Source organism: Bradyrhizobium sp., from assembly GCF_004799445.1.
GTDB lineage: Bacteria > Pseudomonadota > Alphaproteobacteria > Rhizobiales > Xanthobacteraceae > Bradyrhizobium.
On record NZ_SSNA01000170.1, the window covers coordinates 90,466 to 104,015 of the forward strand.

Annotated in this window: 12 protein-coding genes and 1 pseudogene; 7 read left to right on the top strand and 6 right to left on the bottom strand. The window is 63.2% G+C overall.

Annotation, left to right across the window (positions count from 1 at the left end; genetic code table 11):
- The first annotated feature begins 142 nt into the window (after positions 1-142).
- The 3 genes from E8A46_RS22625 to E8A46_RS22635 all read left to right on the top strand — a co-directional run bounded on the left by E8A46_RS22625 (position 143) and on the right by E8A46_RS22635 (position 4,436).
- Positions 143-2,758: a UvrD-helicase domain-containing protein gene (locus E8A46_RS22625; protein ID WP_291566019.1), complete on the top strand. Its 2,616-nt coding sequence runs from the start codon at positions 143-145 to the stop codon at positions 2,756-2,758.
- A gap of 241 nt (positions 2,759-2,999) precedes the next feature.
- Positions 3,000-4,151 carry a DUF2336 domain-containing protein gene (locus E8A46_RS22630; RefSeq protein WP_291566021.1) on the top strand — a complete coding sequence of 384 codons (1,152 nt, stop codon included), beginning with the start codon at positions 3,000-3,002 and terminating at the stop codon, positions 4,149-4,151.
- Between the two features lie 15 nt (positions 4,152-4,166).
- Positions 4,167-4,436 (top strand): hypothetical protein, encoded by a 270-nt coding sequence (locus tag E8A46_RS22635; RefSeq protein WP_291566023.1) that lies wholly within the window; start codon positions 4,167-4,169, stop codon positions 4,434-4,436.
- Between the two features lie 51 nt (positions 4,437-4,487).
- Here the strand turns inward: E8A46_RS22635 and E8A46_RS22640 are convergent, their stop codons facing one another.
- Positions 4,488-5,450, bottom strand: coding sequence for an ABC transporter substrate-binding protein (locus E8A46_RS22640; protein WP_363252348.1), 963 nt, complete (start codon positions 5,448-5,450; stop codon positions 4,488-4,490).
- A pseudogene (locus tag E8A46_RS22645) lies at positions 5,362-5,736 on the bottom strand (ABC transporter substrate-binding protein); the annotation flags it as partial. The pseudogene E8A46_RS22645 and the gene E8A46_RS22640, both read right to left, overlap by 89 nt.
- 200 nt (positions 5,737-5,936) lie before the next feature.
- Here E8A46_RS22645 and E8A46_RS22650 point away from each other — a divergent pair.
- Both E8A46_RS22650 and E8A46_RS22655 read left to right on the top strand, forming a co-directional pair.
- Complete coding sequence (locus E8A46_RS22650) at positions 5,937-6,860, top strand: ABC transporter ATP-binding protein (protein ID WP_291566024.1); 924 nt, start codon at positions 5,937-5,939, stop codon at positions 6,858-6,860.
- Positions 6,857-7,618: an ABC transporter permease gene (locus tag E8A46_RS22655; protein ID WP_291566027.1), complete on the top strand. Its 762-nt coding sequence runs from the start codon at positions 6,857-6,859 to the stop codon at positions 7,616-7,618. The genes E8A46_RS22650 and E8A46_RS22655 overlap by 4 nt, the downstream gene beginning before the upstream one ends.
- 147 nt (positions 7,619-7,765) lie before the next feature.
- Here the strand turns inward: E8A46_RS22655 and E8A46_RS22660 are convergent, their stop codons facing one another.
- Complete coding sequence (locus E8A46_RS22660; protein WP_291566029.1) at positions 7,766-8,092, bottom strand: hypothetical protein; 327 nt, start codon at positions 8,090-8,092, stop codon at positions 7,766-7,768.
- A 290-nt stretch (positions 8,093-8,382) separates the two neighbouring features.
- Between E8A46_RS22660 and E8A46_RS22665 the strand changes: the two genes are divergently transcribed.
- Positions 8,383-9,174: a L,D-transpeptidase gene (locus E8A46_RS22665; protein ID WP_291566031.1), complete on the top strand. Its 792-nt coding sequence runs from the start codon at positions 8,383-8,385 to the stop codon at positions 9,172-9,174.
- Between the two features lie 9 nt (positions 9,175-9,183).
- Here E8A46_RS22665 and E8A46_RS22670 read toward each other — a convergent pair whose 3' ends face one another.
- On the bottom strand, positions 9,184-9,456 hold the full coding sequence (locus E8A46_RS22670; protein WP_291566033.1) for a hypothetical protein: 273 nt from the start codon (positions 9,454-9,456) through the stop codon (positions 9,184-9,186).
- 123 nt (positions 9,457-9,579) lie between these two features.
- On the bottom strand, positions 9,580-9,891 hold the full coding sequence (locus E8A46_RS22675) for a hypothetical protein (RefSeq protein WP_291566035.1): 312 nt from the start codon (positions 9,889-9,891) through the stop codon (positions 9,580-9,582).
- Positions 9,892-10,571: 680 nt separating this feature from the next.
- On the opposite strand from E8A46_RS22675, the gene E8A46_RS22680 reads away from it, so the two are divergent.
- The gene (locus E8A46_RS22680) at positions 10,572-11,879 is read left to right on the top strand and encodes a TAXI family TRAP transporter solute-binding subunit (protein ID WP_291566037.1); all 1,308 of its coding nucleotides are present in this window, start codon (positions 10,572-10,574) and stop codon (positions 11,877-11,879) included.
- 97 nt (positions 11,880-11,976) lie between these two features.
- Here E8A46_RS22680 and E8A46_RS22685 read toward each other — a convergent pair whose 3' ends face one another.
- Positions 11,977-13,545, bottom strand: coding sequence for a Spy/CpxP family protein refolding chaperone (locus E8A46_RS22685; protein ID WP_291566039.1), 1,569 nt, complete (start codon positions 13,543-13,545; stop codon positions 11,977-11,979).
- Positions 13,546-13,550: the final 5 nt, after the last annotated feature.

Sequence of the window (13,550 nt, forward strand, 5' to 3'; positions counted from 1 at the left end):
CGGCCGCCCCAGCGGACAAAAAAGCCAGCCGGGATAACTCCTGTCAAATCCGCCCGGAAAACCCTATATGCCCCCCAATCCTGCTATGAAGGCTCCCCTTCACCGCCCCGCGGTGCCATCGTGGGCGGAACACGAATCGCAAATGACCGAGCCGAACAAGCTGACCCATCACGGCGTTCCCGACCACCAGCCCGCTTCGGGCGGCATCGCCGCGCGCGCCCGGGCGGCGGCAACCCCGCAATATCTCGCAGGCCTCAATCCCGAGCAGCGCGAGGCGGTTGAAACGCTGGATGGTCCGGTACTGGTGCTGGCCGGCGCCGGCACCGGCAAGACCCGCGTGCTGACCTGCCGCATCGCCCATATCCTGAGCCAGGGCCGGGCACGACCGGGCGAAATCCTCTCCGTCACCTTCACCAACAAGGCGGCGCGCGAGATGAAACTGCGGCTCGGCCACATGCTCGGCCAAGCCGTCGAAGGCATGCCGTGGCTCGGCACCTTTCACTCCATCGGCGGCAGAATCCTGCGCACCCATGCCGAACTGGTGCAGCTGAAGTCCAATTTCACCGTGCTCGACGTCGACGATCAGGTCAGGCTCCTAAAGCAGCTGTTGGCCGCCGAGAACATCGACGACAAGCGCTGGCCGGCGCGGATGCTCGCCGGCCTGATCGACGGCTGGAAGAATCGCGGGCTCAATCCTGCGCAGGTGCCGCCGGGCGAAGCCGCGGTGTTCGGCAACGGCAAGGGCGGCAAGCTTTATGCGAGCTATCAGGAACGGCTGAAGATCCTCAATGCCGCCGATTTCGGCGATCTGCTGTTGGAAAACATCCGGCTGTTCCGGGAACATCCCGACGTGCTCCGGCAATACCAGAACCGCTTCAAGTTCATTCTGGTGGACGAATATCAGGACACCAACGTCGCGCAGTACCTTTGGCTGCGGCTGTTGTCGCAGGCGCCGTCGAAGGCGTGCGCGCCTCCCCTTACCTCGCCCCGCTTGCGGGGAGAGGTCGATGCACGAAGTGCATCGGGTGAGGGGGACTCTCGACAGACCGTGCTCGTGGAGGCCCCCCCTCACCCCGACCCTCTCCCCGCAAGCGGGGCGAGGGAGCAGATCGCGCCCCCCGGAATGACGCCCGCCGCGCCCCCCAAGAACATCTGCTGCGTCGGCGATGACGACCAGTCGATCTATGGCTGGCGCGGGGCCGAGGTCGACAACATCCTGCGCTTCGAGCACGATTTTCCCGGCGCGAAAGTCATCCGGCTCGAGCGCAATTACCGCTCCACCGGCCACATCCTCGCCGCCGCCTCGCATCTGATCGCGCACAATGAAGGCCGGCTCGGCAAGACGCTGCGCACCGAAGACGTCGACGGCGAGAAGGTCACCGTGACCGGCGCCTGGGATTCCGAAGAGGAGGCCCGCGCCATCGGCGAGGAGATCGAGGAGCTGCAGCGCGGCGGCCACAAGCTCAACGACATTGCCATTTTGGTGCGGGCCTCGTTCCAGATGCGCGAATTCGAAGATCGCTTTGTCACGCTCGGCCTGCCCTATCGGGTGATCGGCGGTCCCCGGTTCTACGAGCGCGCCGAAATCCGCGACGCGCTTGCCTACCTGCGCGTGATCAACTCCGCCGCCGACGATCTCGCCTTCGAGCGCATCGTCAACGTGCCCAAGCGCGGCCTCGGCGATGCCACCGTGCAGATGCTGCACGACCATGGCCGCAAGCGCCGCATTCCGCTGTTCGAGGCCGCCCGCGCCGTGGTCGAGACCGACGAGTTGAAGCCGAAAGCCCGCGGCTCCCTGCGCGACCTGCTCGCCAGTTTCGACCGCTGGCGCGCGCAGCGCGAAGTGACCTCGCACACCGAACTCGCCGAGATCGTGCTCGACGAGAGCGGCTACACCGAGATGTGGCAGAAGGACCGTTCCGCCGACGCCGCCGGACGGCTGGAAAACCTGAAAGAGCTGGTCCGCTCGATGGAGGAGTTCGAAAACCTGCAAGGATTCCTCGAACATATCTCGCTGGTGATGGACCGCGAAGGCAGCGCCGAAGACGACGCGGTATCGCTGATGACGCTGCATTCGGCCAAGGGACTCGAGTTCGATAACGTATTCCTGCCCGGCTGGGAGGAAGGCCTGTTTCCGAGCCAGCGCACGCTCGACGAACAGGGCCGCGCCGGCCTCGAGGAAGAACGGCGTCTGGCCCATGTCGGTCTGACCCGCGCCCGCCGCCGCGCCAAACTCTATTTCGCCACCAACCGGCGCATTCACGGCACCTGGTCGACCACAATTCCCTCGCGCTTCCTCGATGAACTGCCGGCGCACAATGTCGAGATCACGGAATCCAAGGGCGGCTCGGGCTGGGGCGGCGCCAGCGGCTACGGCCCCTCGCGCTTCGACAATGTGGAATCGTTCGGCTCGAGCTACGCGACGCCGGGATGGCAGCGCGCGCAAGCCAACCGCGCGCGCGGCCAAAGCGGTCGGCACGGACAGGCCGGCGGCGGCTTTAACGAGAGCCAGTCGCCATTTTCCTCGCGGAGCGATGCCGGCGGCTCCTCGCGCAGCAAACGCGGCCCGATGGTGATCGAGGGCGAATTGATCGCGAAATCCACCGGCACCACCTCGGAATTTTCGCTGGACGACCGGGTGTTTCACCAAAAATTCGGTTACGGCAACATCGTGAAAATCGACGGCAACAAGCTCACCATCGCGTTCGAGAAGGCCGGCGAAAAGAAGGTGGTCGATAGCTTCGTCGAGCGGGCGTGAGCCACGGCGCGGGCCCACATTATGTCCGGTGGGAGACACTCCGATCGCCTGGGCCCTCGCTTGGCGTGGTGCGTTGCACCAATTCCGGCAGTTACCCAGAAACTAACCGAATCCATCGCATTTGAGCGAATCTTGATCGACAATACTTCTCCGCCGCATTTACCGAAAACTTGCGCGTGCCCTGTAACATCCCTCGCGGATACCGCTTGCCGGCATGTAGACGCCACTCAGGGCTGCCAAAATGACTTTGCAATTCAGGACTGCCAAGAAAACCGAGGAAAAATCATTCCTCCGGGATCTCGACGAGGCGGTTTCCCGCGGGACACCCGAGAGCCGCGCCCGGGCACTCTGGCATACCACCGATCTGATGATCACCGGCGGCTATAGCGAGGACGAAATCTGGACGTTTGGCGAGGTGATCGGGCGCCTGGCCGATGAGATCGAAGTTGCGGCCCGCGTGCAGCTCGCCCAGCGGCTGGCCGACTTCGACCGTGCCCCCGTCAATATCATTCACAAGCTTGCCTTCGACGACTCGATCGACGTCGCGGGCCCGGTCCTGCGCGAGTCGACGCGGCTCGAACCTTACGCGCTGGTCGCCAACGCCTGCACCAAGGGCCAGAGCCATATGCTCGCGATCTCGAAACGGGAATCGATCGAGGAGAGGGTCACCGACGTGCTGGTGACGCGCGGCAACCAGGAAGTGGTGAACTCGGTTGCACAGAACAACGGCGCGCGCCTTTCCGACTTCGGCTTTCTACACATGATCCAGCGGGCCGAGGGCGATTCCATTCTCGCCGAGCAGCTCGGTCTGCGCAAGGACATCCCCAGGCACATTTTCCAGCAGCTGATCGCAAAGGCGTCGAAGGACGTGAAGAACCGGCTCGAACGCGAACGTCCCGACATGGCCGGACAGATTCAGTCGTCGGTGACCGATGTGACGGGCGAGCTGCAGTCCAAATTCGGTCCGGTATCGAGATGCCATTTCGTCGCAAAACGGGTGGTGACGACCCAACATCGGCTGGGCAATCTGAACGAGAACAGCATCGCCACCTATGCCCAATCGCACAGGCTCGACGAGGTGACGATCGGCCTGTCCTTGCTATGCGCGTTGCCGGGCGACGTGATCGAACGCGCGTTGTTCGACAAGAACCGGGAAATGCTGCTGATCCTGGCCAAGGCCCTCAACTTCTCGTGGCAGACGACAATGTCGTTGCTGTTTCTCGGCGCCAAGGATCACCGCATCACCGCGCTGGATTTGAAGGACCTTGAGAACGAGTACAGCCGCCTCAACATCGAGACATCGCGCAGCGTTCTGGCTTTCTATCAGTCGCGCAAAACGGCCGGGGCCGCGGATTCCGGCGTGAAGCGCCAACCCGTGCTCGCGGCGCCATAAGCGGGGATCAACGGCATGAACGCGATCACATTTGGCAAAGGCGTACCCGTGTTTGGCAAGGCCGCTGCCGGAGGCTTCGGCACGAAAGGTGACACTGCGAAACGGGACGACGACGCACCCAAGCAGGATGGCGCGCTGGATGCGGCCCGGACCGTTCTCGAAGCCGCGACCGATCTTCGGGACGAAGCGACGGCCGAAGTCTGCCGGCGGGTCATCGCAGCGAGCTTGAATGGAAGGCAGCCCTCCACGTCCGATCTGCTCATCATCGGCAAGTATTTCCAGTAGCCGAACCCGAACGCCGGGCCTGCGTCGCTGAACCCAATTGCCCTAACAAGATTATTTCTCGCCGAGAACATCTCCGAACAGCACCCAGGACCTTCCGTCAAACCGCGCCATCTGAATCTGCCGGATCGGCGTGACGTTATGCGGATCGGTATGAATCCTGATACCTGGAAGCAGCATCGGCATCGCAACGCCGTCGAGCGACGTCGCCTGCTTGATGATGTTGTCGCGGGAAAGATCGTCTCCGCAAAGTTGCAGCACCAGGGCCATGATCTGCGCCGCGGTATAGCCCTGCACATTGTATAGATCCCCGGTAGAGGCGTTCGGCTGGTATTTCTTCATCCATGCGAGCCAGTCCTTGAGCGCGGGATCGTCGGCCCAGCGCGCATCGTTGGGGTCTTTCAGGTAAAGCCCGGTCACCACGCCGATCGCGTTCTCGATGCCGGCCGGCTCCAGCACCGCGGCGAACGAGTTCGAAACCGACGGCAGGATGATCAGCGGCTTCCAGCCCATGCTCGCGGCCTTCTTGATGGCCTGCGCGGCAAATTTCGGCGTCGCCTCGGCAAAGAAGACATCCGCGCCGGATTCCCGCATGGTGACCATCTGGGAATCGATCGTGGGATCGGCGGTCAGGTAGGTCGTCTCGGAGACGAGCTGGTCGACATGGTGGCCCAGTCCCGCCTTGAACCCCCTGACGTAGTCCTTTCCCGCGTCCTCGTTCGGTGCGATCACCGCGATCTTCGCGTTCGGCCTGGTCTGCAAAATATATTGCGCGTAGAGGCGGCCCTCCAGTTCGTAGGTCGGATTGAAACCGACCGTCCATGGGAAGTGTTCGGGATCGTTCCACCTCGTCGCTCCCGACGAAACGAAGAGTTGCGGGATTGCGCTTGGCGTTGAGGTATTTCTGCACGGAGATATTGGGCGCGGTGCCGACCGAACTGAACATCGCGAGCACGTCGTCCTGCTCGACCAGCTTGCGGGTCTGTTCGACCGTCTTGGCGGGCGAGTAGGCGTCATCCAGGGTCAGAAAATCGATGCTGCGTCCCCTGATGCCGCCTGCGTCGTTGAGCATCTGAAAATAGGCCGCCTCGGCACGCGCGATGGTGCCGTAGGCAGAGGCGGGCCCACTGTAGGGCGCGGTGTTTCCGAGTTTGATGGCAGCCTCGGCCGCGCTGCAATCGCCGGCCGGCAGCATCGCCAGCGTCGTGGCGAGCAGCGATCCAGCGAAAAATCTTCCGTAAAAAAACAAGGTCCCGTGCCCTCCCCTGGCGGCCGTGTGATTTTGCTCTGGTTGACGCAACATATTTTGATTGGTTCACCCCGGGCAATCGCTGAAAGCGCAAGCCGCCCTACTGGCAGGTCTTCCTTGCCGGCATATCTTTCGAAAAGGAGAGAGCTAACTGATTGCGCAACGGGGCTCAGGCCCCTATCTGTCCCACCTCGCCCCGCCCCGCGTGCCCAACTCCTTTCACGCATTTCCCGTTCAGACCCGCAAACCCGCCCATGCCGCCTATTATATCCATTTCCAATCTTTCCAAGACCTATGGCTCCGGCTTCAAGGCGCTGAACAACGTCAATCTGGAAATCCAGCGCGGCGAGATTTTTGCGCTGCTGGGGCCGAACGGCGCCGGCAAGACGACGCTGATCAGCATCATCTGCGGGATCGCGAGATTGAGCGAAGGCCGCGTCACCGTCGACGGCCACGATATCGTCGACGGCTACCGCGCCGCGCGCTCGCTGATCGGGCTGGTACCGCAGGAACTGCACACCGATGCCTTCGAATCGGTGTGGGGGACGGTCAGCTTCAGCCGTGGCCTGTTCGGCAAGCCGAAAAATCCGGATCATATCGAAAAGGTGCTGAAGGACCTGTCGCTGTGGGAAAAGAAGGACGCCAAGATCGTCACTTTATCCGGCGGCATGAAACGCCGGGTCATGATCGCGAAGGCGCTGTCGCACGAGCCGCAGATCCTGTTTCTCGACGAGCCGACCGCGGGCGTCGATGTCGAATTGCGCAAGGGCATGTGGGAAGTGGTGCGGCGGCTTCAGGCCTCGGGCGTCACCATCATCCTCACCACGCACTACATCGACGAGGCGGAGGAGATGGCCGACCGGGTCGGTGTCATCAACAAGGGCGAGATCGTCCTGGTCGAGGACAAGGCGAACCTGATGCAGAAGCTCGGCAAGAAGCAGCTGAAGCTGCATCTGCAGGGCAGCATTGCAACGATTCCGCCTGATCTTGCGGCCTACAATCTCGAACTATCGGATCAGGGCTGCCAATTGACCTACCATTACGACACCAAGGGCGAGCGCACCGGGATCACCAGCCTGCTCGGTGACCTCAGGGCCGCCGGTATCCGATTCTACGATCTCGACACCACCCAGAGTTCACTGGAAGATATCTTCGTCAGCCTGGTGAGGGCGCCATGAACTTCACGGCCGTCCGCGCGATTTACAAGTTCGAAATGGCGCGCACCGCGCGCACCCTGGTGCAGAGCATCGTTTCGCCGGTGGTTTCGACTTCGCTGTATTTCGTGGTGTTCGGCGCGGCGATCGGCTCGCGCATCACCTCGGTGGAAGGCGTCAGCTACGGCACCTTCATCGTGCCGGGACTGGTGATGCTGTCGGTCCTGACCCAGAGCATCGCCAACGCCTCGTTCGGAATCTATTTCCCGAAATTCGTCGGCACGATCTACGAGATCCTGTCGGCGCCGATCTCCTATTTCGAGATCGTGCTCGGCTATGTCGGCGCGGCCGCGACCAAATCCATCGTCCTCGGCCTGATCATCCTCGCCACTGCCGGCCTGTTCGTGCCGCTGCACATTCAACATCCGTGGTGGATGCTGACCTTCCTGGTGCTGACGGCGGTGACCTTCAGCCTGTTCGGATTCATCATTGGCATCTGGGCCGACGGTTTTGAAAAGCTTCAGATGATCCCGATGCTGGTGGTGACGCCGCTGACTTTCCTCGGCGGCAGCTTTTATTCGGTCAACATGCTGCCCTCGGGTTGGCGCACGATCACGCTGCTCAATCCGGTGGTCTATCTGATCAGCGGCTTCCGCTGGAGCTTCTACGAAATCTCCGACGTCAGCGTGGGCCTCAGCGTCGGCATCACGCTGATGTTTCTCGCCATCTGCATGGTCGTGGTGTGGTGGATCTTCAAGACCGGTTATCGGCTGAAGAATTGACGCGCGAAAGCGCGGCATTCCCCACGCAAGCGCATAGCGCTTGTCGCCGGGGCGCGCCTTAGCGCGAACCCGTAATCTCGAAATTCTCCGATGTGCAATTGCGCATCGGAGTTCGATGCTTTCGCATCGCGACCGGAACCAGAAAATCTACCGATAACAGTGGAAATGGCCGTAGCGGTTATAGTAGCCGCGACAGCGGTAGTGACCCCGATAGGGAATGCCGAACACGCCCTCGACGGCGCCCACCGCCCCGCCAACGCCGGCACCGATCGCGCCGCCGACCACCCCTCCCACCGGACCCGCAGCCCGATTGCCTTCGTAGGCACCTTCCTGCGCGCCGCGCACGATGCCTTGGGCTTGCCCGGCATGAGGGATCGCGAACACCGCGAGAACCAATGCCGCGCCGGCAAGCAGGCGCGCTGCTGGCGAAATTGTCGGTAGCTTCAAAACCGCGATCTTCGTCGTCCTCGTCATTATTCTCATTTCCTTATGGTCGGTCCCATCGCCCCGACGGGATCGGCTCGTTTAACGCCCGCATGACCAATGGGTTCCACGTTCATCAAGCCCAAGCAGCGGCCGCGCGAAAGATTGCGCCGCCTGCCGGATTCAGCCCCGCTTGCGCCATGATCGCGCCCGCCTGGGCGTTAACGATCGCCCGACGCGCCACTGGAACCAGGGACCGGTTTCGGGCATATTGACGGCGGGGACGGTGAGCGGCGGCGCAGTCGGACTTAAAGGTCGAGGCTTGGAGGCCAAAGGGTAAAATGCGTTCCTTTCTCATCGCTGTCACGGGCCTCGCGCTGTTCGCCGCCACTGCCGCACAGGCCAAAATCGCCATCACCGTCGACAAGGATGCGCAGATGATGACCGTCGCGGTCGACGGCATCGCGCGCTACCAGTGGCCGGTCTCGACCGGCAATCCATCGCACGAGACGCCGAGCGGCACGTTCCGCACCTTCCGGATGGAGGAAGACCACTACTCCAAGGAATTCGACGACGCGCCGATGCCGCACTCGATCTTCTTCACCAAGATCGGTCACGCCATCCACGGCACCGATTCCGAAGGCCGGCTGGGCATTCCGGTTTCCCATGGCTGCGTGCGGCTGTCGCGCGCCAACGCCTCGACGCTGTATGCACTGGTGGAAAAGGACGGCGTGCTCAACACCACCGTGACGCTCACCGGCTCTTCCCAGGTCGCGCTGGCGCGCAATCCGCGGGCCCGGCCGAACAATGCCCTCGCACGCCGCGATCCGGCTCAGCAATACGCTCCGGCCTATGATGGCGCCGGCGATCCCGTGGCGCTGGCGCCGCAGGCCGCGCCCCGCCAGATCGTGCCGCAAGTCCGCGTCGACGATGGTTACATCTATCCGGCCGACGGCTCCCCGGGCGACACGCGCTACCCGGCGCCGCGCAGCAGCCGGCGCGTCTACGATGGGCAGGCCTATCAGCCGCAGCAGCAATATTACGACAACCGCGGTTACGATCCCCAATCCGCGCCGGAGGTCTACGCGCCGCGGCCGTCCTATCAGCGCGGATTGTTCGGCTCTCAGAACTGAGAGCCGGCCCTAGATCTGGGCCGCGTCCTTCAAATCCCGTTTGATGGCAGCCAACAGCGCTCGCAGGGATTCCGCACGGTCCGGACGCATGGGTTGCGAGGTGGACTGCGATAACCTGCGCTGGGATGACGCGGGCTGCGATGGCGTGGCGACGGGCTCGGGCCCCAGCTCCGTCTGGACGAAATCGCCATGCAAAACGTCATCGTGGCGGCCCATGAGCCAGAGCGCCACCCAATAACCGATCGCCAGCACAATCACGCAAAAAATACTGATCTCAAACATCTTGGACACCTGAAATGGCTTCGATGATTCAATCTCTTCAGGTGCCGGTCAAGTCCGGCGCAGGCCGCTTCCGGGCCATTTGGCCGCCATTGTGACCTTTGGGTCACGCCGGGCGCGACCCTGCTAATCCCGCGCCAGCGCCCTTTGCAACGCATCGACGGCGCGCGCGAGTTGATCGCGATGCAACATGTCGTCTTTCGGTATGGAACCGACGGTCGCGGCGAGCTCGCCCAGGATGCCGGCAAACAGGCCGAAGTTGATGTGCATGTGAACCGACTTGCGAACGTCGTCGGCGCCTGGCCGCTCAAGAACCAGCGTGAAGCCGGCCGGATCCAGGTGCGCCTCAAACCGCGACGAGCCTTCGAACGTGCCGACATAGAATTTGTCGGGATATTCGAGTGCAACCTCCGCCTTGTCCGGAATCGGTTTTGTCATCTATTTCCCCCCGTCAGCGTCGGACGATTCTGGCAGAAGCGGCGGCCCGCCGCCTTGCGATAAATCATGAACGGATGGAGCGCAGCCGCGCCCGATTTGGCCGCCCGCCACTGGACGGCGCTCTCCCGCTCGCGGCGATAGGGAAAAATCGGCGATCTGGTTCGCGCCACGCCTAGCTTGCGCCTCTGAGCCTGCACGAGGTGTTGCAGGTAACCACGTTGCCCCTCATGCAGGCTCTGCACACGTCAACGCACTGGTTGATCTGCCTTGCATCGTAGTTGGTGTAACGCTCGGCAATGCACGTCCGCTGCTGGTCGGTGTACTCCACTTCCCGAGAGCACGACGTGAGGCCAGCGGCCAGTGCCATCAGGAGAACGAGGCTTTGCAAATGCACGGCAAGCCCTCCCATCGCTCGTTGCTGAACGCGCCTGCATCGGGCCAAGCCGCCCAACTCATCTCAATCAGCCAGTCCTATAATTTCTGCCAAATCGTGGTCAAAATGAGCGCGTGGGACCGGCGACGGAAAACATCCACCGCGAAACGTGCTACGATGTGGAGCGGATCCGTTGGATCATCCCTGGCTTGGCGGCAACATGTCACCATCAGACGGTTTGAACGCAGGCTCGTCTCCCCGGGGCGGGAACCGGGGCTCGCCGTTTCTGCTGCTGGCCGCCGCCTTGATGATCTTCGCAGCCATCGCCGGCACGGCCCTTCTGCTGTGGAGGCCAACGACCTTGCGCATTGCCGTTGGTCCGCCGGGCAGCGACGACCAGAAACTGATTCAGGAACTGGCGCAATCCTTTGCCAATGAGGGCAGCCCGGTTCGGCTTACCGTGCTCTCCACCGCGGGCGCGGTTGAGAGCGTTGGGCTTCTCGGTACTGGCGAAACCGACATGGCGGTGGTTCGTGCCGATGAGGAAATGCCCAAGGGAACCGGGGCTGTCGCGATCCTGCGCAAGAACGTCGTGGTTCTCTGGGCGCCTTCCGGCGCTGCGCGCAAGGACGGGAAGAAAGCCTCCAAATCGAAAATCAAGGAGATCGGTGATCTCGCAGGCCACCGCGTCGGTGTCGTCGGCCGAACCCCGGTCAACGTCACCCTGCTCCGCGTGATCCTGACGGAATCCGGCGTCAATCCCGACAAGGTCGCGGTCTCCCAATTCTCCATCTCCCAGATCGCCGAGATGCTGCGCGATCCCCTGATCGATGCATTCATGACGGTCGGACCGCTCGACAGCAGGATCACCACCGAGGCCATCACCTCGACCGCGCGTGTCAGGGGCGAGCCGACATTTCTCGCAATCGACGTATCGGAAGCCCTCGCCCACAAGCATCCGCTTTATGAGGCGGAGGAAATTCCCGGCAGTTCGTTCACCTCCTCTCCCGCCAGACCGGATGACACGGTCGAGACGGTCGGCGTCAATCACCTGATCGTCGCGCCGAGATCCTTGTCCGACAGCGCGGTTGGCGCCTTTACCCGGGCGCTGTTTTCGGTTCGGCCCTCGCTTGCCAGGGAGGTTCCAGGGGCGTTGAAAATCGAGAAGCCGGATACCGACAAGGACGCCGCGATCCTGGCCCACCCCGGCGCGGCTGCCTACATCGACGGCACCGAACGGACATTCCTCGACAAATACAGCGACTACATCTGGGGCGGCATCCTGCTGCTTTCCGTGCTCGGCTCAGGCAGCGCGTGGTTGCGCCATTATCTCAAGCGGGACGAACGAAGGCTGAATACCCTGCACCGCGACAAGCTGCTCGACGCGATTGCGCAGGTGCGCAACATCGAATCGATGGAGCAACTGGATGCCTTGCAGCGCGAGGCCGACGACATCCTTCGCGAAACGCTGCAATACTTTGACGACGGCGCGATCGAGGAAGGGGATCTGTCCGCCTACAGCCTCGTGCTCGAGCAGTTCCATCACGCCGTCGTCGACAGGAGGGACGTAATCAGCGGCACCGCCGCCGACCTGCCGCGCATGCGGGCGCGCTAAAGCGTTTTCAAGCGAAGTGGAGACCGGTTCGCGTCAAGAAAACGCGTCAACTCTAGAATAGCCGGACCCACGCATCCGGCAAAATCCCATTCCCGACCTACCACCCGAACGAGATCAGCCGGCGGACGATTCCGCCAATGCTGGCATGGTGGTGCCGGCGGTAATGCCTCGACGTTGACGTGGTTTCGTCCGCCGACGACGCGGCCCGGCCTGGCCCGATGGCTTCAAACTGTGCCTTCTGTTCGTCCGTCAGTTCTCCATAGAGATCGTCAAGCGCTGACTTCACGATCCCGACCGCTTGCAGCATCGTATCGAGCTTCGTTCCGACGGCGGCGAGCCGCGCCGGCGGTGACAGGGCGTCGTCTGGCGCGCAGGAGGCCTTGAGCATGTCCGCCGCCCTGGCGCTGGCATCCTTTAGGTTGGCAAGGCTCGCGCGCTGCGCCTCGGTCGGATGCACGCGCTGCTCGATTGCTGCGGCCGGCCAATCCGGCACGCCGGGCTGGGCGCTGCCGCAAACCCGGGCGAGCTGGCCCTCGCCCCGACCCTCACGCTGATCCTGGCCGAGCGCATTCAGCCGCGCCTTCTGCTCGTCATTGAGGAGGCCGTAAAAATGATCCAGCGGCGGCTGCACCAGATTGACGCCAGCGATCATCGCCTCGAGCCGCGATTGCATGGCGGCGAGCCGGCCAGGTGCGGTCAACACGATCTGTGTTGGACAGGCGGCTTTGATACCCTGCGCCGCTTTTACCGAAGCATTGGCGAGATCGTCGAGCGCGGTGCGCTGGGCGTCATTGGGCCGTATGGCCTGCTGGATTTGATCGATCGGCAGCCCCGCGATGTCCCGGCTGTCGTCGCCGCACATCTGCGACAGCTCGTCCGGTGGCGGATTGGCCGCTGCCGTCGCGGGCGACGCCGGCGTGGCGCCGCCGGAAGCCCCGCCGCCGAGCGGAAGGTAGCCAGTGAGGTCGTCATAGCCGTAGGGCGCGAACAGGCCGGCATAGATGTCGCCATAGCCATAGCCCCAGAACGAGGGATCATACCCCCACAGCGCGTAGTCATACATGTCGTAATAGGCGAACGGCCAGAACAGCGGCCCGACCCAGCCGTACCCGCCATTGCCGTGCCGCCACCATCCACCGTTCCGGCCCCGGCCATGCCAACCGGCTCTTGCCGCGGTCGCCGCGATTTGCGCGCGGGTGCCGGGGTTATGCAAGGCGGTTCGGTTATGCAAGGCGCCGGCGACGCCATGCGAGCTGAGCGCATTGTGAATCGCCCGCGACCTGACGCTTGCGACCCGGCCGGCCAGATTGCCGGCGGAATTGCGGAAAGCCGAGCGATTGGCGCTGAAGCTGGAGCGTCCGGCCGATCGTGCGATCGCGGCCCGGCCGCCGAACTGCCGCCCGCCTCCGGCAAAACGCGCCCCGCCGCCGCGGAAGCCGCCAACATGCGCGCCACCGCCTCGGAAGCCGCCCATGCGTGCGCCGCCGAAATGTCCACCACCGAAATGGCCGCCACCACCGAAGTGGCCACCACCACCAAAATGACCGCCGCCGCCGAAATGGCCGCCGCCCCCGCCATGTCCGCCGCCGCCGCGGCCGGCCGCATACACCGCGCCGGAAAGCGCGAGCGAAAGAGCAATCACGGAAAGGAATTTGAGCTTCGACACGGCAT

Excerpts from the sequence above, each read along its gene's own strand:
- E8A46_RS22660 (WP_291566029.1), bottom strand. The coding sequence starts at position 8,092 with ATGACGAGGACGACGAAGATCGCGGTTTTGAAGCTACCGACAATTTCG.
- E8A46_RS22670 (WP_291566033.1), bottom strand. The coding sequence starts at position 9,456 with ATGTTTGAGATCAGTATTTTTTGCGTGATTGTGCTGGCGATCGGTTAT.
- E8A46_RS22630 (WP_291566021.1), top strand. The coding sequence starts at position 3,000 with ATGACTTTGCAATTCAGGACTGCCAAGAAAACCGAGGAAAAATCATTC.
- E8A46_RS22625 (WP_291566019.1), top strand. The coding sequence starts at position 143 with ATGACCGAGCCGAACAAGCTGACCCATCACGGCGTTCCCGACCACCAG.
- E8A46_RS22655 (WP_291566027.1), top strand. The coding sequence starts at position 6,857 with ATGAACTTCACGGCCGTCCGCGCGATTTACAAGTTCGAAATGGCGCGC.
- E8A46_RS22635 (WP_291566023.1), top strand. The coding sequence starts at position 4,167 with ATGAACGCGATCACATTTGGCAAAGGCGTACCCGTGTTTGGCAAGGCC.
- E8A46_RS22640 (WP_363252348.1), bottom strand. The coding sequence starts at position 5,450 with ATGACGCCTACTCGCCCGCCAAGACGGTCGAACAGACCCGCAAGCTGG.
- E8A46_RS22650 (WP_291566024.1), top strand. The coding sequence starts at position 5,937 with ATGCCGCCTATTATATCCATTTCCAATCTTTCCAAGACCTATGGCTCC.
- E8A46_RS22675 (WP_291566035.1), bottom strand. The coding sequence starts at position 9,891 with ATGACAAAACCGATTCCGGACAAGGCGGAGGTTGCACTCGAATATCCC.
- E8A46_RS22665 (WP_291566031.1), top strand. The coding sequence starts at position 8,383 with ATGCGTTCCTTTCTCATCGCTGTCACGGGCCTCGCGCTGTTCGCCGCC.
- E8A46_RS22680 (WP_291566037.1), top strand. The coding sequence starts at position 10,572 with ATGATCTTCGCAGCCATCGCCGGCACGGCCCTTCTGCTGTGGAGGCCA.